This window comes from Ancylomarina sp. YFZ004, assembly GCF_054254355.1.
Genome location: NZ_JBTCHQ010000001.1, coordinates 470,106 through 492,570, shown reverse-complemented (window position 1 = coordinate 492,570; position 22,465 = coordinate 470,106). Strand labels below are relative to the sequence as shown.

Genomic DNA, 22,465 nt, shown 5'->3' with positions numbered 1-22,465 from the left:
ACATTTTAAAATAGAAGCCATGCAACCGATATATTTAGATTATAATGCCACGACACCTATTGCAAAAGAAGTGGCTGATGAGATGAGGCCTTATTTGTATGATTATTTTGGGAACCCCTCCAGTTCTCACACCTACGGTAGGGCATGTAAAAAAGCTGTGGAAAAGGGACGTAAACAATTGGCAGCTTTGCTCAATTGCGAAGCTTCGGAATTGATATTCACCAGTGGTGGAACGGAGTCTAATAATTATGCCCTAAAAGGTTATGCTTTTGCAAATAGAAGTAAGGGAAATCATATTATCACCTCTTCCATAGAGCATCCTGCTGTTAGCGAAGTCTGTAAATATCTGGAAACAGAAGGTTTTGAAGTGACTTATTTACCAGTTGATAATACGGGGCGCGTTCAGCTTTCAGATCTTGAAGCGGCTATTCGTCCGGAAACCATCTTAATTTCAGTCATGTATGCCAATAATGAGGTTGGAACACTTCAGCCTATTTCTGAGATAAGCGCATTGGCAAAAAAACATGGTATTGCTGTTCATACCGATTGTGCTCAGGCCGTTGGAAAAGTTCTTGTTGATATTCAAACATTAGGTGTTGATTTATTAACTGTTGCAGGTCATAAATTTTATGGACCTAAAGGGATTGGAGCTTTGTATATAGGCAAGGGCATTGAATTGCAAAAGTTGATGCATGGAGCCGATCATGAAAATAATTTACGAGCTGGAACAGAGAATGTTCTGGAAATTGTAGGTTTGGGTAGGGCAGCCAAATTAGCCAAAGCCAATTTGCAAACGAGTTTCGTTCATGATAAATCCTTAGTTAATCGCTTTAAAGAAGCTTTATCGGTTCTTGAGGATATCCAGTTTAATGGAAATACGGATTTCTGTTTGCCTAACACCTTGAGTGTTTCATTCAAAAATATCGAAGCCAATACGCTTCTATCTAACTTACCTCAGGTTGCAGCATCAGCTGGTGCTGCTTGTCATACTGATTCAATTTCGGTGTCAGCAACACTGGCGGCTATGAATTTAGAGCAAGCCTATGCTATGGGAACGGTTCGTTTCTCAGTAGGGAAATATAGTACTGAAGATGAAATTGATCAGGCAGCAAAAGCTATTATTGAAGCTGTTCAAAATTTAAGAAAGTAAGATGAAGAAAGCTGCAAGTGAGATGTGGGACGAACGCTATGCAAATGAAAACTTTGTTTATGGCATTGATCCGAATATGTTTTTAAAAGAAGAACTCCTGAAATTAAATGTTGGTCGGCTGCTTCTTCCTGCTGAGGGAGAAGGGCGAAATGCCGTTTTTGCAGCAAGTCAGTCATGGCAGGTTTCGGCCTTCGATCTAAGTAAAGAGGGACGCTTGAAAGCACTCGATTTAGCTAGAAAGAATCAGGTCAATATTGATTATGAGGTAGCAGGTTTTGAAGATTTCACCTTTGAAAAAGAGAGCTTCGATTGTATTGCTCTAATCTATGCACATGTGCCAGAAGACAAGAGACAGGATTACCATCAGCTGATAGCGAAATATTTGAAGCCTGGAGGTATTATAATTCTTGAAGGTTTTTCAAAAGAGCAGTTGGGCAAGAAATCCGGAGGGCCAGGACAAATAGGTATGCTTTTCTCAAAAGAGATTTTATTGAATGATTTTTCAGAATTGGAAACAATAAAGCTACAAGAATTGGATGTAGAACTTTCTGAAGGCGAGTTTCATCAAGGTATAGCTTCCGTCATTAGATATATCGGAAAGAAAGTTTAATTTCACGCAAAGTGCGCAAAGGAAAATCATACTAACGCAGAGTATTATAATAAGCTCTTATTTCTTTGCGAATTTGGCGGTCCAGATTTAGCGGAAATCTTAGCGCTCTTTGCGAGATATTTTATTTAAAAAACGAGAGTATAAGTTCCTCTGCAAATTGTGTTGAGTTCTTCATTAGGTTTTGATTGAGTGTTCTCATCTTACCAGATTTCTTATAAAGTTTTTTGTGAGTAAACCAGTCAGAGCAATAGGTGTGAATAGCTGGAGTACCTTGTTTTCCATACTCAGGAATCGATTTGTAATGAATATCCTTCATGACATAGTGAGTTCCTCCATTTTTTTTAGAAATATGGAGAGTGAATAAGATATCAGTTTGAAAAGTTGAAGGTTTTTGACTCAAATAGATACGAGATTTTCCCGTATAAATAAATTCCTTTGAATTGATTCTGGTGATTTCACCTGATATATAGTGATTTGTAGATTGTGTCCAATTATGAAATGTCTCCAGTTGGAATGGCTGATTTTCTATCTGAAGCTCAAATTGTAAGTCCCCATTTGTTTTCAATAGGGATTTAATATCAACTCTATTCTGTGCTATAATAGAGAATTGACACAGAATTAAAACGGAAATAATCATGATTATTCTCATAGGATACTAATTTCAGTAAGAATTTTGATTTTTTTTCGAGACTCTTAAATGTAGCTTTTATTTACGATAATTCCAAGCTGTTTTTCTCATAAAGAGTCTGTAAGGCTAGGTATATATATGTTTGTGTTTGGAGTGTTCGAAAACGAATGATGTGAACTTATGTTCAGAATGGTAAACTTGACAGACTTGACACTTGCATATGATGTCCTTATCGAATACTTTTACAAGAGTAGAGTTTAAAAGAGGTGTAGTTTCCACTTTTGCTCGAACATCTTTTAGATGTTAAAATACATATTAGTGCTTGTATCATTCGATCGAGTTTTAAATATGGTTTAGTTGTAAGTAATAAAAAAGGGGTCGTCAGCCCCTTTTTTTATTTTTCCCTTCTCTGTTATTATTATTATTGTCTTTTCCTACTTTTTTGAAACTCAAAAGTGCAGCTTTTCATTTATGATAATTTCAAACTGATTTTATATGAAGAGTCTGTAAGGCTTGCTGTATATATACTCATATTTCGAATGTTCGAAAATGAAGAGGGTGTTTATATGTTAAATGTCATAAACTTGACAAACTTGACACTTGCATATGATGTCCTTATCGAATACTTTTACAAGAGTAGAGTTCAGAAGAGGTGTAGTTTCCACTTTTGGCTTGAACATCTTTAAGATGTTAAAATACATATTAGTGCTTGTATCATTCGATCGAGTTTTAAATATGGTTTAGTTGTAAGTAATAAAAAAGGGGTCGTCAGCCCCTTTTTTTATTTTCCCCTTCTCTGACATTATTCTTGGCTTTTCCTACTTTATTCTAATTGGGATTTCTATTTTTGTTAGATACTTCTACAATTAGAAATATCAAGTCTAATTAAATCCATTTTTTGAATATGATTTTAAAGATTCCAAACTTAAAACATTTAGTCCTAGTCACTTTCTGTTTTATGAGTTTGTCAAGTATCGCACAATCTGACTTTGTGAGTTCACAGCCTCTGGGTTCAATTTATGAAACGGATGCTGCTTGGGCTGACTCTATCATGTCGGGAATGAACCAGGAACAGCGGATTGCCCAGCTATTTATGGTGGCGGCCTATTCCAATAAAACCTCTGCAGAGGAAAAAAAAATATTGAAACTGGTTGAGAAATACCAAATTGGAGGCTTGATCTTTTTTCAAGGCACACCTCAGGAACAAGCTCGACTGACTAACTTATATCAAAGCAAATCGGTTTTGCCTTTGTGGATTGGTATGGATGCTGAGTACGGTTTGGGTGCTCGATTGAAGCAAACACTTAAATACCCACAGCAGATAACGATGGGAGCTGTTCAGGATACCAACTTACTTTTCATGTTAGGTAAGGAGATGGCTGTTGAATGTCGTCGAATGGGTATTCATGTGAATTTTGCACCCGTTTTAGATATCAATAGTAATCCGAAGAATCCTGTTATCAATTCACGTTCTTATGGGGAAGGAAAAGTGAATGTGGCAGAAAAAGGAATTGCTTTTGCCAGAGGTATGCAATCTGGAGGCGTTGTAGCCGTAGGAAAACATTTTCCGGGCCATGGCGATACGGATAAAGATTCCCACCACGATTTACCGGTTGTCGATCGCTCAATAGAAGAGCTCGATGATTTGGAATTATACCCATTCAGAGAATCGATTAAAGCTGGTATTGGGGGCATAATGGTTGCTCACCTTAACGTTCCCGCTCTTGACAAAGAAGCAAAAGCTGCGACTCTCTCTCGACCTATCGTAACTGATTTGTTGAAAAATGAATTGGGTTTTAAAGGCTTGGTTTTTACCGATGCTTTGAATATGCAAGGTGTTCGTAAATTTTATAAACCAGGTGAGGTTGATGCCAAGGCTGCTGTTGCAGGTAATGATGTGCTTTTGTTTTCAGAAGATGTGCCTAAGGCCATCAAAGAAATCAAGGCAGCCATTGCAAGAGGTGCATTATCTCAGGAGAATATCAACCAGTCTTGTATAAAGATCCTTAAGACGAAATACTGGTTGGGATTAAACCAATATAAGCCTGTTTCATCAGATCGTTTGTGGTCAGGATTGAATACGCAGCAAGGGATGATTCTACGAAGCATGCTGATTGAAAATGCCATGACGGTGGTGAGCAATAAGAATGACTTATTGCCTTTACAGAGATTGGATACTTTGCGAATTGCTTCTATAGCGATGGGAGCCAAAAAGCGTAACCATTTTCAAGAGTACTTAGGACGTTATACTGATATCGATTTTTATCAGATTGACAAGAATGCTTCTCAAAAGCAATACAACACGCTTCTGAAAAATTTGGAATCTTACAATTTGATTATTGTCAGCAAGCATGATAGTGACCGAAGAGCTTCAAAAAGATTTGGAGTAACGGACCAAACCATTTCATTTGTGAGTAACCTTTCGAAAAGAAAGAAGGTTGTTTTTGATTTGTTTGCAAGTCCTTATGCACTTGATTTCTATAAAAAACTGGACAGACTAGAAGCAACTCTTGTATCTTATGAAGATAATGCTGAGACTCAAAAGGCTTCAGCTCAAATTATTTTTGGTGGAATAGGAGCTAAAGGGCGCTTACCCGTATCAGTAAACAAGGATATTCCTGAAGGAACAGGAATGGATACAAAAAAAAACAGATTGGGATACGCTTTGCCAGGCCAGACGGGATTTGATCGTTCACAACTTAAGAAGATTGATTCTATAGTTTATGATGCCATAGATCAAGAGGCGACACCAGGCTGCCAGATTCTGGTTGCTCACAAGGGACGAATCATTCACAATAAGGCCTATGGATATCATACCTATAATAAAAATGTGAATGTGAAAACCTCCGATATCTATGATTTGGCATCGGTAACCAAGGTGGCTGCTTCTTTGCCCATCTTAATGAAGTTGGTTGATGAAGGTAAGATAGATATTGATGGTCAATTGGGCGATTATCTGACAGCTGCTAAGGGGACCAATAAGGATACTTTGGTGCTCAGAAAGATATTGGCCCACGAAGCTCGACTTCTCCCTTGGAAACCTTTCCACCGAGAGGCTGTAGATACAGCTCGTTTACGTCGTGATTTGTATAGTCATGACTCATCAAGAGTTTATAGAGTAAAGCTTGGGAAGCATCTTTTTGCCAATAAAAATTATCGATTCCGAAAGGGATTTTTTAATAAGACTGCTTCAAAAGAGTTTCCTATTCAGATTGCCAAGAATTTGTATATGAAAAAGGGATTTAGTGATACCATCTACAAGCAGATTTTGGCTACTGATTATCGTGAAACCAATGGTTATAAATACAGCGATCTGGGTTTTATCCTACTAAAGAGAATGTTTGAAGAGCATTTGCCTAGTAGTATGGAAAACTATGTGAAGATGAATATCTATCGCAAGCTTGGTGCAGGAACTTTAGGCTATCACCCTTGTCAGCGTTTTAGTATGTCCCGAATTGCACCCACTCAGAATGATAAGTTTTTCAGAAAGCAGTTGTTAAAAGGCTTTGTACAAGATCCGACAGCAGCTATGTTGGGTGGTGTGGCTGGTCATGCGGGTGTTTTTGGTAATGCATCTGATTTAGCAAAATTGATGCAAATGTATTTGCAGAAAGGGAGCTATGGTGGCGTGAGCTTCTTTCAGCCTGAAACAGTTGAGAAATTTACATCGAGAGCTTATCCTAATGGTATGAATCGTAGAGGTATCGGGTTTGATAAGCCTTTTTTAGATAGAACCAATACCAATGGACCGACCACAACAAAAGCATCGCCTAACAGTTTCGGACATACAGGTTTTACGGGGACTATGGTTTGGGTTGATCCAGACTATGATTTGGTCTATGTTTTCTTATCGAATCGTGTTTTTCCTGACGATTGGAATACCAAGCTGATGAAAATGGATGTTAGAACCAAAATTCAAGAGTGTCTTTACGATGCTATAAACCCACCTGTCGTAGAAGATACCACGCAAAATATTGTTGGTGTTAATCTACCATAAGCTAATCGGCTGATTGATCAGATTGACGTTTAAGTAGCGTTTATCCTGAGTCACTTCCAATCCCAACCATTCTGGTTTTTCAAATTCCTGATTTTCCGATTCCAATTCAATTTCAGCTACGATTAAGCCTTTGTTTTCTCCCTCGAATACATCAACCTCCCAATTCATTCCTGCAATCTCAATTATGAATCTGGTTTTTTCAATTTTCTTATCACACTGATCTAATAGTTCCTCTGCGTCAGTCAATGTAATCTCATATTCATACTCCAATCTCGATAAAGGGTTTGTTCCCGTTTTGATGGTTAAAAAGCCTTTGCCTTTAGTAATTCGAATGCGCATACTTTTCCCTTTCTCACTCCAAAGGTAGCCTTGCACAATTCGATTCCCCTTAGCAGGTAAAGTCAGAAGATCTTCTTTTATCAGGTATTTACGTTCTATTTCTGTTGCCATGTTTTTAAAGTATAAAAGGTCTAAAGGTCTAAAGGTCTAAAAGTACAAAGGTCAAAAAGTCAAAGGTAAACTGTAGAGACTGCGATTTATCGCGTCTAAAGTTTCGAAGTGCGTTCATTATCCAGTTTTATACGAAAACCATTTGTGTAAATTTGCGATAATTTGTGGAAGATTATTTTTTTATCATCACATTTCGACTCCGCTCAATGCTCGCATTATCTTATTATCACATCATCTCATCCACACATCAATTCATCATCTAATTCACTCGATTCTTCGATTTTCCATTTTCCCAATGATCCAATATATTTTGCGCGGCTTCCTCAGCCATTTCAATTCGGGTTTCGATGCAAGCCGTTCCAATATGCGGCACGAGCACTACATCATTGCGTGTCATTAGTTGCTCTGTGATGTGGGGTTCATCCTCGAATACATCCAAAGCTGCGCCAGTAATCAGTTTTTTTTCTAATCCCTCAGCTAAAGCTTGTTCATCAACAACAGGTCCACGAGCTGTGTTAATCAGATAAGCCGAAGTCTTCATCATCTTAAGTTCCTTTTCACTTATCAGATGATGAGTCGATTCATTCAAAGGACAATGTAAAGAAACAAAATCAGCTGTTTTCAGAAGATCTTCAAAGCCTAAATAGTCAATATTCAGACCTGCTTCCTCACTGGCAGATAATTGGCTGCGATTGTTGTAAACCACCTTCATACCAAAGGCTTGAGCTTTTTGAGCCACAGATTTGCCAATTTTACCCATACCAATAATGCCTAGCGTTTTTCCTCTTAGGGTTTGACCCAAGTTGAGCATGACGCCCCATTTGAAATCAACTTCGGTTCTAAGGCGATGGTTGCATTCAGCTACACGTCTAGTAAGTGATAGCATTAGCGATAAGCAAAGCTCTGCAGTTGGCTCGCAAACAGCCTCAGGTGTATTGCAAATCGCTATACCACGATTTGTAGCGGCATCAACATCAATATTATTATAACCCACACCGTAGTTTGAGATAATTTCAAGCTTTTGACCTGCCTCAATCAGTTCTGCATTCACTGGCTGATTAAAGATAGACAGCAAGGCTTCACACTTGGGAATGTGCTTAAGCATTTCTTTTTGTGTGAAACAGTCTTTATCAGGATAAATGAGATTAAAAGATTGACTCAGTGCTTTGAGTCCTTCTTTGGGAATGGCATATTGAATAAGGATAGTCTTCTTCACTTTCGGATACATTGATTTGAATCCGAAAATTAGGGAATAAATGAAGAATGACCATGAATTAGAGAGAAATTTATCTGTCTATTTCATGGTCATTATATTATTAAGCTTGATGTGTTCTGTTTATGGAATGCGCATAAACTTGTGCGCCTGCAAGGAAATATTCCACTTTGGGTTATTCTTCACATACTCCACAATAGGTTTCACGTTGTGAACGTACTGACTCCATTCCGATTGAAGGTAAAGTAGACAATCATCACCAACCAATTTGGCGTGCTCTTCAGCTAAAGCAAAATCTTTCTCCAAATCGAAAATGATAAATTTCAGTTCGTGTGCTTTTTTGTATGAGCTTTCAACGGGTGCTTTATTCGCTTTTGGCGATAAACAGATCCAATCCCACTCACCAGTGATCTCGTAAGCCCCTGATGTTTCAAGGAAATTCTCGATATTGTGTTTCTTTAACTCAGAACACAAAGGCTCCAAATTGTATAGCGATGGCTCACCACCTGTCACCACAACCGATTTGGCTGGTGACTCAACAGCTTTTCGAACAACCTCTTCAACCGAGATTAAACGATGCTCCTTAGGGTTCCACGAAATTTTAGAGTCGCACCAACGGCAACCTATGTCACAACCGCCAATACGTATGAAGTAAGCTGGCTTACCTGTGTGGTAACCTTCTCCTTGTATGGTATAGAAGTCCTCAACCAAGGGTAAATCGGTTCCGGCTTCGAATATGTCTTTGTATTTATCTCTCATCATGATATTTTGCTTACGGACTAAATAAATTGCTTCAGTCTTTGCGGAGATGGTATGTTTCGCGATAGGGAATACCCATACCACTCAAAATAATGCTTATAAAAATGGATCACAAAAATAATCGCTTTATTAAGATTAAAAAAGGAATGGGGAAGTCTTTTTTAAGAATAGGGCTTCCTTATTGTAATTACTTGGATACTTTGTCTTCAATTTGTTGATAAACACCTAAGATAACTTGAAGAATCAGAGAAATTATCAATAGCCTAAATGACCAAGTAGAATATTTTGCAACAGCACGTAATTTTATAGACATTTTGTCATTTATTAAGTCACGATTTTTATGAATCTTAATTTCTAGTTCTTCTGGTTTGCTATTCTAATAAGAATAAAATGGAGGCCGTGAGCTGTGTAGTATGAGTTTTGTGAATTCATAAGTCTCTAATAATACACTTTTAAAGTGTTAACAATTATTGCAATAATACCTACCTTAGAGTTAATTAAAAATTAACTTATATGATAACAGGTAAAGATGAGTTAGTAGAATATTTGAATGAATCGTTGGGTGATATGCATTGTTGCGCTTTTGACTTCCGAAATGATGATAGGATGAAGTTGTCAAAGATTATTTCCGATATAGCAAATACTCTCAATGAGTGTACAGAATTGGATAGCCTTGATGACTATTATAAATCAGATATCCAATTGATGTATGGTAATATTCAAAGTGTACAAAACGAAGAATTAGCTGAGTTAATGAAATTGAAAATTAAGAGTCCAGAAAGTAAGAAGAATAATAAGATGAATGCTATCAAAAATCAAATGGAAAGATATATCAACCAACTTACTTAAATTAAAAAAACAGCTTATTACAAGCTGGCTTTTTTGTGTGATATATTTTTTGAAGTATAGTCCCTTGTAACTGGATGCTACTAGATGCAGAATTCCCAAATCTGGGCGAGAATAATATCTTATTGTAAATGAGAAATTTTAAAAAACTTGCACTAATCTTACACTGTAAATGCAATGGTTGTCTATATTTGCCAGTAAACTAATACGTTGTAATGGGTAGCCTAATTACCTGTGTGGAAACCCTCGCCTTGTTTGGTATATAAGTCATCAACCAATTGTAATTCGAGTATATCTTACTTTCCGACTTTAAATAACTTCTCCCAATCCACCTTATAAAAGGCCTGTGGTAATTTCGTTTCCTCGCTGCTGATGTAGGCTCATTTTGCAAGTTATCTGATGAATTTTATAGAAGCCGATAAATCATCAGATAATTACGCACGTTGTTCCCATTCCATCTTATAAAAACCTGTGAATACTATAATTAATGCTAGATAACGCGTATAAATACATCAATAAACCTAAAACAATCCTTTTATTGAATTAATTTCACAGCATAAAGGATTAATAATAAAAGCGAAAATGAGAAAAGTAATACTGATACTAGCAATACTAGTAGGTACAATTGTTGCAAAGGGGCAAAGTTTAAAGGGATACGAACTAGGAATCGTTGTAAAAGTTGTAGTAGATTGGACTACAGTAGGAGGTGTAAGAGGTCAGATAACGGGTAATACTTCACAAGAAACTAATGACAAGGATATTTTATATTATGTGAGTTTCGAAGGGTTTTATTCGGGAAGCGATAAGGCTGTAGGTTTTGCTAATGGTATAATAAAGCACTACAAACTAGATGTAAAAACGGAAGGAAATAAAGGATTTAGATATAAAAAAGCTAATGTCATATATGAAGTAGCTATTAAAGAACGTGATCTGCCAGATTGTTATGATGTTAGTTTTAGTATGCTTGATTTAGAAGCCCAAGTAGAAAATACGAAACAGAAGGAAAATCGCTATCAGGAGTCCTTAGAAAACGCTTATTAAATAGCTTATATACCTATTCAGCTAAAGAGTCTCTATTTTAAATAGGGGCTTTGTTGTTTTAAGGGATAGACTTATGTGCTACAAACATGCAATCCCTTTGAGATTAAAAAATATATCGATTATGTACAGGCTAAATATAGTTTAGCTGTCAAGTTCCCGCTCATCAAGATATGATGTCGCTATCCCTGATTTGTAATCAGGGTTTGTGGAGTTATAGGATTTGTAATCCTAAATGGGGTAAATACGTTTGGCAACTATGGGTTTAATAAGGCATTGAGTTTTCTCTCAGTTGATGTAGGTTTATCTTGCAAGTTATCTGATGATTTATCATGTTTAAGAAAATTCATCAGATAACTAAGCTTGGCAATACGCACTTTTCGAACAAAGTATCTCAAAACGCTTAAGTCTCCCCTAAAATTTGTATTTTAAGACTCATTGTATCACCCTTACAATCGTCTGCTTATGAAAAGCCCATTCACGACTGAAAATGCGAGTCTAAAAAAGTTTGAGAACTTAATAGAAAAGAAATACTTAGTTTATAATAGCCTTTTTCTTAATCTGCCTTATCATGAGGATGTGGATGTTGGTCAACTTCTGCCTTTGCTTTCTGCTTATTGTGAGGAAAGCTTAAGTGAATCTAAAAGTCCCATTGAAATCATAGATTCTTTTTTTGATACGCACACAAATCTTAAAAATGAAGATGATAGGAATGACTTCTTATTTCGTGTGATCTCTTACGTTGAACGGCAGGTTGTTTTGTTTGATAGTATCGAGGATGCTGCTTTGCCCGAAATTCGCGAAGATGTAGACGATTTAAGGCTAAGTGATTTGATGAGTCAAACCAAAAAAGGAGGCAATTGGGATGAGGTTTTTCAAAAGCTAGACGACTTCAAAGTTCGAATCGTTCTAACGGCACATCCTACACAGTTTTATCAGCCAGCGGTACTCGATATTATGAGTGAGCTAAGAGGTCAAGTTCTACAGAATGACGTGAATGAGATTGATTTATTATTGAATCAATTGGGACTTACATCACTGATCAACACAGCAAGTCCAACGCCTTTGGAAGAAGCCAAGAATATTATTTATTTCTGCAAAAATGTCTACTACAATGCTATTGGGGAACTCTACAGCCAAATGAAGTGTAAAGTCACCAATTTGGATAACCCTGAGATTGTTTCATTAGGTTTTTGGCCGGGTGGCGATAGAGATGGGAACCCTTACGTGACAAGTGAGATAACCAAGGAAGTGGCCAATGAGTTAAGAATGACTTTAATGAAATGTTATTACACAGACGTTAAGCGACTTTGTAGTAAAATCACCTTTAAACATGTTGATGAGAAAATTGAAGCGCTTAGAGATAAGTTATACTCAGCTATGTTCAATCAGGATTATTGTCTGCCATACCGATCCATATTAGATCCCTTGCTAGAGATTAAAAAGATTATCAAGGAAAAATATAATGCTTTGTATTTAAACGATCTTCAAAATACGATTGACAAAGTAACTATTTTCAAAACGCATTTTGCCAGTCTCGATATCCGTCAGGATCATTCAGTCCATAAGAAAGTGATCACTTATATCCTGAGGAAAGAGGGTTTAATAGATGAGACTATTGAAGAACTATCAACAGAGGAACTCATAAATATTCTTCTGACGCAGGAAATTGATTTGTTTAATTTTCATGCGGATGATCCACTTATTGCCGACACGATAGCCAATATCATTCAACTCCCTTCCATTCAAGCTTCGAATGGAGAGCAAGGCTGTCACAGATATATTATCAGCAATTCTGAGGATATCTTTTCCATACTTTTCGTCTTTGCTCTATTCAGATGGACGACTAATGATATCAGTTATATCAATTTTGATATTGTCCCCTTATTTGAAACCATGAAAGGCATGTGCGATGCAGGTCAGATTATGGAAGACATATTTAATACTGATCTGTATGCTAAACATCTGAAGCGAAGAAATAAGAAGCAGACCATGATGTTAGGTTTTTCAGACGGCACCAAAGATGGCGGTTATTTAAAAGCGAATTGGTCGATATATAAAACGAAAGAAACATTGACCGCACTGTGTGAGAAGTATCAGATCAAATCCATTTTCTTCGATGGCAGGGGTGGGCCGCCTGCTCGTGGAGGAGGAAAGACGCATCGATTTTATGCTTCGCAGGGTGCCAAAATATCAAATGAAGAGATTCAATTAACCATACAAGGGCAAACCATTACGAGTACTTACGGTACCAAAGAACAATTCCAATACAGCTGTGAGCAATTGATATCAGCAGGTCTATATAATTTCTCATATCACGATGAGGCCACTATTTCAGAAGCCTCCAGACGCCTATTGGAAGACTTAAGTGAATTAAGTTTTAAGAAATATGATGCGCTAAAGCAGCATGAAATGTTCATCCCTTATTTGGAGAATGTCAGTCCTTTAAAATATTACTCAAAAGCTAAGATTGGAAGCCGCCCCGTAAAACGTGGGCAAAAGAAGCAACTCGAATTAACCGACTTAAGAGCGATTTCCTTTGTGGGTTCCTGGAGTTTATTGAAACAAAATATACCGGGCTACTTTGGTATTGGTACGGCTCTAAAAAATCTAAAAGATCAAAATAGATTGGAAGATTTGAAACGTCTATATAAAGAGGTTCCCTATTTCAAAGCTTTAATTTCAAATAGTATGATGTCCTTGTCGAAATGCTACTTTGAACTCACCGCTTATATGGAGCAAAACGAGGCATATCGCGATTTTTGGCGCATCTTGTTTGATGAATACAAGCTATCCAAAAAGATGATACTTGAAATCACGGAATACGATGAATTGATGGCCGATGAGCCAATATCAAAACGATCAATAGAAAACCGAGAAGCTATCGTATTACCCTTATTGGTGATTCAGCAATATGCTTTGCAAAAACTGGGTAAGGATACGGTAAATCGAAACACTTTCGAAAAAATGGTGGTTCGATCCGTTTATGGAAATATCAATGCCAGTAGAAATTCAGTTTAAGTCTATTTTTTTATTTGCCACTCCCCATTAACCTTTTTTAATAAGACAAATTGAGGATTGTACTCATATGGTTTTTGATAAACAACGGCTTCATTTAAATCTTTTGTTAATGTTATATTTCGTATTGGATCAATAGTTCCAAGTTCACCTTCTGTGCGCGAATAATTTAGGCATTTTCTTGAAATGAGTTCTTGCATATGTCTGTTAAAAGGCGCATTCCAATGGTAACCTCCATACCAATCTTTACCTCCATTTTCAAGTCGAGAGTTTTCTGCATGACCTAAAGCATTGGAATTATCATCTCTAATACCCTTTACAATTTTATCATAGCTTGCTCTATTCTTATTGTCGATATATAATATTTTCCCTTTTAGCTCAGGTTTAAATATGATTTCTTTATAATATGTATAGGAGTGTTGATTTATAGAATCTACCATATATATTTTTAACCGACTGTCATAAAATATAAACTTTAGTGTGTCAGCAATTTTTCTTACAGGTTTGCTAAGGGTATTACATTCTTCAATAATTTGCTGATAGGTTAATTCAATACCATTTTTATCCATTTTAGTCCAGATCACTTCAACGTCTGTACAATGGTTTCTATTTTTATATGGGTAGGGCTGTATGATATCGATTATCTCTTTAAGTGCAATAAGAGTATCGTTAGATAGTGGTGTACATTTACTTTTCTTATGCCATTCTTCAAAGAAACTTTTCGGAAAATCTTTTCGATAATCGATATGTTCCTTTGATTCATTTTGTGCTAATAAGCCGAATACGCAAAAGACTAAACAGCCAATCAATGATATCTTTTTCTTCATCAACAAACATGTTATTTACTAGTGGAATAAATTTTCTAATAAAATAGAAGCTTTACTATTAAATTTTTCACTAATATAATCATAATTAATTCTATACGTATTATTTAGAATTGACCAATGACTATCTTCTTCCAGTCAACCTTATAAAAGGCCTGTGGATGTTTTGTTTCCTCTGTATTGATGTATAGTTCATTTTTATCTGTGAAAACAAGGCCTTCGGTTTGGCTGCCGCCTAAAGATTCAAGGTCTAAGCGTAGAGCGTTTGCTGCAAAGAAATTTTCACCTTCGATGTTTGTAAATAGCATCATATAGCTACGGTAGTTTTTATAGCCAACTAAAGCAACGGTTTTGCCATCAGCTGTAATGTCAGCTCCCGTCACCATAAAATCCACATCGAACTCAGCTATTGGTTTTAGCTGATAGTCACCAGGTAGTTTTGACATGCTGTATAGGCGTGTCTTTTTGTTGGCCCAGTTTTTTGTGAAAAAGTAAAGAGAATCCCCATAAGCAAAAAAGGCCTCACAATCGAAATCGTGTTTCATGTTGCGCTTGGTGAAGTTTTGCTGATCTGCCCAGGCAAATGTGATGGAATCAACGCTTAGTTCTGTTTGCTTGTCCATGTCTGATTTCAAAACCCGAAGCACTCGCAAGTCTTTTCTGGCACCTCTATTATTGCCAAAATCTCCAATATAAATATACGTGTCGTCCTCAGCTAAATCTTCCCAATCCTTATTGCTGGTATTGTTAATATCGATGATCTTTTTCAGTTCGCCTTTCATATTGTAAGCCAGCAATTCAGGCATGCAATCACTATCGTTAATCACCCAAAACAAATCCTTATGCCACACCATTCCTGACTGTTCATTTACCTTTGGAGAAAGTTGATCGCTGATCAACTCAGGTGAATAGATAACAGTTTTAAGAGCATTGGCTTGTTCGCAACATGTTTTTTGAGCCATTCCCATTGTTGAAATCAGGAGGGCTAGTAGTGTATAGCTGAAGTATCGCATATGTATGAGTATTTTTAGGGCACGTAAATTACAAAAAAAGCTTGATGTTCTATTTTTTAAACAAAATAGCACCTACAGAGCTAACATGATTGGGAACTTGTCCGGCCTTAGCCCACTCAAGTTTATGTTGGAATAAGTCTTCCATTATCTTTGTCACATTAAAACCAAAGGCGACTAAATTGTAGCGTATTAAGTGAGGCAGGTGACAGGCATCAGCTTGTGCTGCCTTACAGATGGTGCAGATCTCACATGAGTTGGGGCCAATAAAACGTTCGGCTTCAGTTTCAGCATTTCTCAAATTCTTTTGCAATAAATCTTTTGCAAAATTATAAGCTGTTAATGCTCTTTCTTCTGATTCTATAAAGGCGAATTGATCACAATGCGTTAGGTATAAAATCAATTTAATATGCGTGTGATCAGCTGCATATTCCATAAAGGGAGGGCAATGTGGTGGACAGGTCCATTTCTTGGAAAAGTTCTCACAGCCCGTTTGACAATAGGCATTAAATTCTCCTGGATTCCAATAGGGGAGAATGGCTTCAAGTGGCAATTCAATTTCCTTGGTTTGAATTTGAATGTCCTTGTCTTGAAACTTACTTTGTATATGAGGTATGTCTACGGCTTGCATCATCGTTGTTTTAGGGCAGCAAATTTACATTTAATCTCTTAAATCCCCTATTATAATTGAGTCCTCTTGACTCTGATCTTTGCGAACTTTCCGTCCCTTTACTTAGTTGCTCTTTGCGTGAAAAAACATGAATGTAGGAGAATGTTTATGAAGTTTACTTATCGTCAGAGAATGAATTGATTAAGTATCTGCTCAAGTTTTATGACTAATACAATGTCTTAATTATATTGATCTTAAATAAGCATAAGAATAGGGTATTGCACCTTAGAATTTTCGTATATTCGTATTTTAAAATACCTGTGTAGAGCTGTTAGATTGGCTTTAGTACCTAATTCGTTCATTTGAAGCTTTTAAGAAGCACTATTATAAATTCTACCATATGCTCAGTTTTGATGCCATTGTTGTATCAATTGTTTTAATTTTTATTGTTCTGTCCTTTTACAAGGAATGGATCGGTCCTGCTTTCACTTTTTTGATTGGAGTAGTGGCTTTAGGAATATTTGGAGTCTTGACACCTTCTGAAATAATGGCTGGTTTTGCCAACGATCAGGTTATGGTCATTTTAATGCTGCTCTTAATTGGCGATATCATTCGAGATTTGGGTATTGTTGAGAATCTATTCGATAAGGTGTTTCAACGGGCAAAAACCTACCGACAATTTATGGCAAGAATGATGCTTTTAGTTGGCGGATTCTCTGCGATTTTGAATAATACACCCTTGGTTGCTGTCATGATGCCCTATGTGCACTCTTGGAGTAAACGAAATAATATTTCACCCTCAAAACTGTTGATTCCCCTTTCATATTCAGCCATTTTAGGTGGTTGTATCACACTAATTGGAACATCGACCAACCTGATTGTAAATGGTATGGTTGTGGATCAGAATATTATTCCAGGCTTGGAATCCTTGGATATGTTTGACTTTGCCTATGTGGGTATTCCTATGATGTTTATTGGGTCAGCTTACATTTTACTTGTGGGGAAGAAATTATTACCCGATAATGCTGATACACTAGATAAATTTTCAGAAAATTCACGTCAGTATATTGTTGAGGCTCATGTGCGTCCAGGTTCTGATTTGAATGGAAAAACAATTGGTGAGGCTAATCTTCGTAACCTCCAGGGCTTATATTTGTTTCAGATCAAGAGGAATAACATTAAGGTCGCAGCTGTTTCTTCCGAATTTATCCTGGAAGAAGGGGATTGTTTATTCTTTGCAGGAGAAACAGAAACCATTGCTGATTTGATTCTCGCAAACAAGGGATTGACTTTACCAACCGTTGGTATGTTGAGTCATAAGAAACAACTCGAGGTGGTTGAGATTGTGGTTTCTCACAACTCGACCTTGATATCTAAAACGGTAAAAGAAGCCAATTTTAGAGGCAAATACGATGCGGCAGTCATTGCCATTCACCGAAACGGGGAGCGTATGTCTGGGAAAATTGGTGATGTAAAAGTTCGTGCCGGTGATGTCCTTCTTCTTTTGGGAGGAGACGATTTTACTGCAAGAACACAACGTGTTCAGGATTTCTACTTTATCTCTAAGGTGAAGGAATATCGTAAGCAAGAGAATTATAAGATCGGTTTGTTATTGGGGGGTACTATTCTAGCTGTGATTTTATCGGCTCTGAAAATTGTGCCTTTGTTTATGACATTAATTGTGATGATTATTGTGATTTTAGCTCTTAAAATAACAAATCCAAAGGATATTGCAGCCAGTATAGATTTCAATCTGGCGATGATTATTGCCCTCTCGCTGGCTTTTGGTACAGCTATGATCAAATCGGGTTTAGCCGAGTTGATTGCCGATCTCCTCATATCCGTATTTATGCCATTGGGGCGAGTTGGGATACTCTTTGGAATCTATCTTATTACAACAGTTTTAGCTGCTTATGTGACCAATAAGGCTGCCGTTGCCATTATTTTCCCAATCTCATTGAGCATGGCACTGCATCTGCATCTCAATCCAGAACCTTTTGTATTGATCGTAGCTTTTGCTGCAGCAGCTAACTTCATGACACCTATCGGTTATCAAACTAACTTGATGGTTTATGGCCCAGGAGCCTATAAGTTTGGCGATTTCTTTAAGATTGGATTTCCATTAACTATCATCTATATGGTGGTTTGCGTGTCGATACTTTCTTATATTTACTTCTACTAGAAAGCTTCTTATAAAACATTATTTTTGTTAAATATTTTATTTAGTTTCGTTCAGGATTTTTCACATAATAATACTTGAACAAGGATGAGGTCATTTTTACTTTTTATCATTTTCACTTTTCTATTCCAATTAGGTTATTCTCAAAATGATACCATAATCTACTATAAAGCCAATCATAAGCCTGCACTTGGAAAGGAAGATGCGATTCGATATATTACAATAAAAGAAAAGAAAGAAAATAGATTTAAAATATCGACATATAGGAAAACGGAAGATAAGTGGATAAAATCCTTTAATGATAAAGTGGCTAGTTTTGAAAATGACTCAGTAATTATCATTAAATCTCAGTTTAAGGGCTTGTCAACCAATAGATTTATTTATAGGGTGTTTAAGAGTTTGGGATCTGGATTTCATATCAAAGATTACGATAAGAAAGGAAATCTGTTGACAGAAGGCTTATCCAGAAAGCTTATAGTTCCCCATTGGGAAGGACAGGTTACAAATTATTATAAATCGGGAAAATTGAAATCGATAAGTCGATATAAAAATAACCAGGTTACATCAAATGAAGTGTGGATGAATTGGGGTAAACTACACCTTAGGAATGTATTTGGAACTGTAGATGTTATGCCTCAATTTAAAACAGGCGACGAGGATGTACAAAGATATGTCGGATCATCAGTTCAATACCCAAGAATGGCACAAGAAAATGGAATAACAGGACGTGTTATTGTCAATTTTATTGTTGATGAAAATGGTGATGTTGTTTATGAGCATATTCGAAAGAGTGATGATCAATGTCTTGACGAGGCGGCTTTGACAGTTATTAGAAATATGCCTAAATGGACACCTGGCTTACTTGATGGAAAGGCAGTAAAGGTATGTTATACTATACCTATTAATTTTAGATTACAATAGAGATGAATATAGAATATAGAAAAGAACTTTTATCAGCAGCCATAGAGGCATGTATAAAAGCGGGGAAAGAGATATTGGATGTCTATCAGTCAGATGATTTTAATATACAGTTGAAATCGGATGATAGTCCATTGACCATTGCTGACCAAAGAGCACATAATGCTATTGTTTCGGTTTTGGATCAATTTGAAATTCCAGTTTTGAGTGAAGAGGGAACTCACTTGCCTTACGAGGAACGTAAAGAATGGAAAGAATGTTGGATCGTTGATCCTTTGGATGGTACGAAGGAATTTATCAAGCGGAACGATGAGTTTACCGTTAATGTTGCTTTAGTAATAGATGGCAAAGCACTTGCAGGTGTCATTTATGTGCCTGTATACAAGCAGCTTTATTTTGCCGATGAACTTTTAGGTGCCTTCCGCTGTGATGATATTACTGAAAATACCCAACTTGAGGATTTGATGACTGCATCTAAGCAATTACCTCTTGAGCAGGAGAGAAGAGGTCTTCGCGTTGTGGGATCACGATCGCATATGAATGAAGAAACGCGCTTATTCATAGAATCCTTACGAGATAATGGGGATGAGGTTGAAATGGTTTCAAAGGGAAGTTCTTTGAAGCTGTGTTTAATTGCTGAGGGATCGGCAGATGTGTATCCACGCTATGCTCCAACTATGGAGTGGGATATCGCTGCTGGACATGCTATCGTCTCTGCGTCGGGTGCGGTAATTAAACAATTGGGTACTGGAGAAGACTTAGCCTACAATAAGGCTGATTTATTGAATCCTTACTTTATCTGTAAACGATAAGGAAGGTGTTTTAGCTGATAATTTAAACCATCATGCTTTTGGTCATACCTAACAGCTAGCCAAGATTTGTAATCTGGGATTAAGAAATTAGCGGTTTGCAATCGCCAAAGCTGTATAAGGGGATTAAAAATCCCCAACTCAAAATCTGCAGATAACATATCTGCAGAAGCCTAAGGGATAATTCGTGGCGGGAGTAAATTAATTTCCCGTAATGGCTTAATCTTCAGATTTAAAGAGCTTGTGAATTATGAAAATTTTGTAATTCTGTGAATTGTTTTTTACGATTTATATTTATTTTAGATAATAATTCAAACCGTCATATTCATAGTATGACTGTAATAATAAAAAGAGGATACCGCAGCTTTTGTGGATATCCTCTTTTCTTATTTTGAAGAACTCAAGATTATTTCTTTTCGTTCATAATCTGAGTTTGATGAGCAATAGATTCCTCGTGAATAGCTTTGAAAAGCTTACTGATGAATCGCTCGCTAAGTTTAGTGTCTTTAGATTTAGCTAAATGCTTCTCTAAAATACTTTCCCAACGTCCAGACTGAAGAATGGTCATATTATTGGCTTTTTTATATTGACCAATGCTATTTGAAGCTTCCATTCTCTTTTGAAGAATAGCCATAACCTCATTATCGTATTGGTCAATTTTGAATCGCAAATCTTCAAGCGTATCCAGAGAGATACCATCCGGATTTTCTACACGTAACTCCAAATTCGTAAGAAGATGAGTCAATTGTTTAGGTGTAATCTGCTGTTTGGCATCACTCCAGGCTTCATCTGGAGTAGGGTGCGTTTCAATCATCAAGCCATCGAAATTAAGGTCCATGGCTTTTTGAGAAACAGATTGCAATAATTCGCGATTACCACAAATATGGCTAGGATCACAAATTATTGGCATATCCGGCATACGTCTTTTTAGCTCAATAGGAATCTGCCATTGTGGAATGTTTCTGTAGATGCTATGTTCGTAGCTAGAGAAGCCACGGTGAATAGCGCCAAGTTGTTTGATACCTGCTTTTTCTAATCTTTCTAATGCACCCATCCAAAGTTCAACATCTGGATTTACAGGATTTTTAACCAAGACAGGAATGTCAACACCCTCAAGAGCATTGGCAATTTCTTGCATGGCAAAAGGATTGGCTGAAGTACGCGCTCCAATCCATAAGATATCGACACCATATTTTAGAGCCTCGAAAACGTGATTAACGTTAGCAACCTCAGTCGCTGTTTGTAAACCTGTTTCCTTCTGAACCGTCTTCAACCACTCAAGACCTTCACGTCCTACACCCTCAAAACAATTTGGTCGGGTACGAGGCTTCCAGATACCTGCACGGAAGATTCCGATACCTTCTTCTTTTAAAAGACGAGCTGAGTTTAGAACCTGCTCTTCGGTTTCGGCGCTACATGGGCCAGCTATAATTAGGGGTCTTTCAATCTTATTTAAATCTAACTTACTTTTCATTTCTTCTGTAATTTGGCTGATAGTTAGCAATTTTTCATCACTAATTAAAATATGAACTAATAATTTACTTGTGGTTTTAATTTTTCAAGGCCCTTTTTATTCGATTTGCCTTCGAAATCATCTTGACTAAATCATCTCGATCTCTATTTTCGATAGCCGTTTTAAATTTGTTTAAACTTTCGATATAAGTGTTCAGAACCGTTAAAACATTGTCAGCGTTATGGTTGAATATAGGTGCCCACATTTCGGCATCACTCTTAGCTAATCGTACAGTAGAGTCGAAACCTCCACTGGCTAGGTCAAAAATATTTTTTTCATTTTTTTCCTTTTCTAAAACGGTTAGAGCTAAAGCAAAGGAGCTGATATGTGAAATGTGAGAGATATAGGCTGCATGCACATCATGATTGGACCCACTCATATAAAGTACTCGCATATTAAGATACTCATACATTTTGTGAACCGTCTGAAGTACTTTTTCATCACTATCTTCAGCATCGCAAAAAATTGTTGCCTTTCCATCGAACAATCCAGATTTTGCAGCCCAAGGTCCCGAATGTTCAGTTCCTGACATAGGGTGAGTCGCTACAAATTGCTTTCGATTCTGATGGTATTTGACTCTTTCACAAATCTGACTTTTTATAGAGGCTACATCGCAAACAACCTGTGTGCTGACCTTATCCAACACTTTGGGTAAAAGTTTAAGTGTAGCATCTGCTGGTATAGCCAATACAATCAACTCACTTTCATCAATTAACTCATCCATTGAGCTAACTGAATCTATCAAGCCAAATTTCAGGGCTGTTTCAGCGTGAAGCTTACTCGCATCGTGACCTAATATTTTGGAAGCAAAACCACGCTTTCGCAAATCAGTGGCTATTGAACCACCTATTAAACCGAGACCTATTATTCCTACTTTCATTTTTTATTCTTTT

The 22,465-nt window shown here is 36.9% G+C and carries 18 protein-coding genes; 9 read left to right on the top strand and 9 right to left on the bottom strand.

The features are described 5' to 3' along the window. The first annotated feature begins 19 nt into the window (after positions 1–19). Together ACXR6G_RS02000 and ACXR6G_RS01995 are read left to right on the top strand one after the other, a co-directional pair. Complete coding sequence (locus tag ACXR6G_RS02000) at positions 20–1,150, top strand: cysteine desulfurase family protein (RefSeq protein WP_458359726.1); 1,131 nt, start codon at positions 20–22, stop codon at positions 1,148–1,150. A gap of 1 nt (position 1,151) precedes the next feature. Next, positions 1,152–1,760, top strand: coding sequence for a class I SAM-dependent methyltransferase (locus ACXR6G_RS01995; RefSeq protein WP_458359725.1), 609 nt, complete (start codon positions 1,152–1,154; stop codon positions 1,758–1,760). Between the two features lie 121 nt (positions 1,761–1,881). Here the strand turns inward: ACXR6G_RS01995 and ACXR6G_RS01990 are convergent, their stop codons facing one another. Continuing rightward, on the bottom strand, positions 1,882–2,409 hold the full coding sequence (locus tag ACXR6G_RS01990; RefSeq protein WP_458359724.1) for a hypothetical protein: 528 nt from the start codon (positions 2,407–2,409) through the stop codon (positions 1,882–1,884). A gap of 883 nt (positions 2,410–3,292) precedes the next feature. Between ACXR6G_RS01990 and ACXR6G_RS01985 the strand changes: the two genes are divergently transcribed. Beyond that, the gene (locus tag ACXR6G_RS01985) at positions 3,293–6,385 is read left to right on the top strand and encodes a glycoside hydrolase family 3 N-terminal domain-containing protein (protein WP_458359723.1); all 3,093 of its coding nucleotides are present in this window, start codon (positions 3,293–3,295) and stop codon (positions 6,383–6,385) included. On the opposite strand, the gene ACXR6G_RS01980 is transcribed toward ACXR6G_RS01985, so the two are convergent. The 3 genes from ACXR6G_RS01980 to ACXR6G_RS01970 all read right to left on the bottom strand — a co-directional run bounded on the left by ACXR6G_RS01980 (position 6,377) and on the right by ACXR6G_RS01970 (position 8,810). Next, a complete protein-coding gene (locus ACXR6G_RS01980; RefSeq protein ID WP_458359722.1) occupies positions 6,377–6,835 on the bottom strand; it encodes a CYTH domain-containing protein in 459 nt (152 codons plus the stop codon). The genes ACXR6G_RS01985 and ACXR6G_RS01980 overlap by 9 nt on opposite strands. Positions 6,836–7,094: 259 nt before the next feature. Next, a complete protein-coding gene (locus ACXR6G_RS01975; protein ID WP_458359721.1) occupies positions 7,095–8,051 on the bottom strand; it encodes an NAD(P)-dependent oxidoreductase in 957 nt (318 codons plus the stop codon). A gap of 120 nt (positions 8,052–8,171) precedes the next feature. Then, complete coding sequence (locus tag ACXR6G_RS01970) at positions 8,172–8,810, bottom strand: 7-carboxy-7-deazaguanine synthase QueE (RefSeq protein ID WP_458359720.1); 639 nt, start codon at positions 8,808–8,810, stop codon at positions 8,172–8,174. A gap of 510 nt (positions 8,811–9,320) precedes the next feature. Here ACXR6G_RS01970 and ACXR6G_RS01965 point away from each other — a divergent pair. The 3 genes from ACXR6G_RS01965 to ACXR6G_RS01955 all read left to right on the top strand — a co-directional run bounded on the left by ACXR6G_RS01965 (position 9,321) and on the right by ACXR6G_RS01955 (position 13,712). Next, a complete protein-coding gene (locus tag ACXR6G_RS01965; RefSeq protein WP_458359719.1) occupies positions 9,321–9,656 on the top strand; it encodes a hypothetical protein in 336 nt (111 codons plus the stop codon). A gap of 579 nt (positions 9,657–10,235) precedes the next feature. Next, positions 10,236–10,694 (top strand): hypothetical protein, encoded by a 459-nt coding sequence (locus ACXR6G_RS01960; protein WP_458359718.1) that lies wholly within the window; start codon positions 10,236–10,238, stop codon positions 10,692–10,694. Between the two features lie 462 nt (positions 10,695–11,156). Further along, on the top strand, positions 11,157–13,712 hold the full coding sequence (locus ACXR6G_RS01955; RefSeq protein ID WP_458359717.1) for a phosphoenolpyruvate carboxylase: 2,556 nt from the start codon (positions 11,157–11,159) through the stop codon (positions 13,710–13,712). A 2-nt stretch (positions 13,713–13,714) separates the two neighbouring features. On the opposite strand, the gene ACXR6G_RS01950 is transcribed toward ACXR6G_RS01955, so the two are convergent. From ACXR6G_RS01950 to ACXR6G_RS01940, 3 genes are all read right to left on the bottom strand, one after another. Then, positions 13,715–14,536, bottom strand: a complete 822-nt coding sequence (locus ACXR6G_RS01950; protein ID WP_458359716.1) for a hypothetical protein — start codon at positions 14,534–14,536, stop codon at positions 13,715–13,717. 104 nt (positions 14,537–14,640) lie between these two features. After that, a complete protein-coding gene (locus ACXR6G_RS01945) occupies positions 14,641–15,546 on the bottom strand; it encodes a hypothetical protein (protein WP_458359715.1) in 906 nt (301 codons plus the stop codon). Positions 15,547–15,595: 49 nt separating this feature from the next. Continuing rightward, the gene (locus ACXR6G_RS01940; RefSeq protein ID WP_458359714.1) at positions 15,596–16,174 is read right to left on the bottom strand and encodes a DUF2284 domain-containing protein; all 579 of its coding nucleotides are present in this window, start codon (positions 16,172–16,174) and stop codon (positions 15,596–15,598) included. 379 nt (positions 16,175–16,553) lie between these two features. On the opposite strand from ACXR6G_RS01940, the gene ACXR6G_RS01935 reads away from it, so the two are divergent. From ACXR6G_RS01935 to cysQ, 3 genes are all read left to right on the top strand, one after another. Further along, positions 16,554–18,335 carry an SLC13 family permease gene (locus ACXR6G_RS01935; RefSeq protein WP_458359713.1) on the top strand — a complete coding sequence of 594 codons (1,782 nt, stop codon included), beginning with the start codon at positions 16,554–16,556 and terminating at the stop codon, positions 18,333–18,335. An 84-nt stretch (positions 18,336–18,419) separates the two neighbouring features. Beyond that, positions 18,420–19,253, top strand: a complete 834-nt coding sequence (locus ACXR6G_RS01930; protein WP_458359712.1) for an energy transducer TonB — start codon at positions 18,420–18,422, stop codon at positions 19,251–19,253. A 2-nt stretch (positions 19,254–19,255) separates the two neighbouring features. Next, positions 19,256–20,062, top strand: a complete 807-nt coding sequence (gene cysQ / locus ACXR6G_RS01925) for a 3'(2'),5'-bisphosphate nucleotidase CysQ (protein ID WP_458359711.1) — start codon at positions 19,256–19,258, stop codon at positions 20,060–20,062. A gap of 403 nt (positions 20,063–20,465) precedes the next feature. Here the strand turns inward: cysQ and ACXR6G_RS01920 are convergent, their stop codons facing one another. Both ACXR6G_RS01920 and ACXR6G_RS01915 read right to left on the bottom strand, forming a co-directional pair. After that, on the bottom strand, positions 20,466–21,533 hold the full coding sequence (locus ACXR6G_RS01920) for a chorismate mutase (RefSeq protein WP_458359710.1): 1,068 nt from the start codon (positions 21,531–21,533) through the stop codon (positions 20,466–20,468). Between the two features lie 76 nt (positions 21,534–21,609). After that, positions 21,610–22,452: a prephenate dehydrogenase gene (locus tag ACXR6G_RS01915; RefSeq protein WP_458359709.1), complete on the bottom strand. Its 843-nt coding sequence runs from the start codon at positions 22,450–22,452 to the stop codon at positions 21,610–21,612. Between the last annotated feature and the right edge of the window lie 13 nt (positions 22,453–22,465).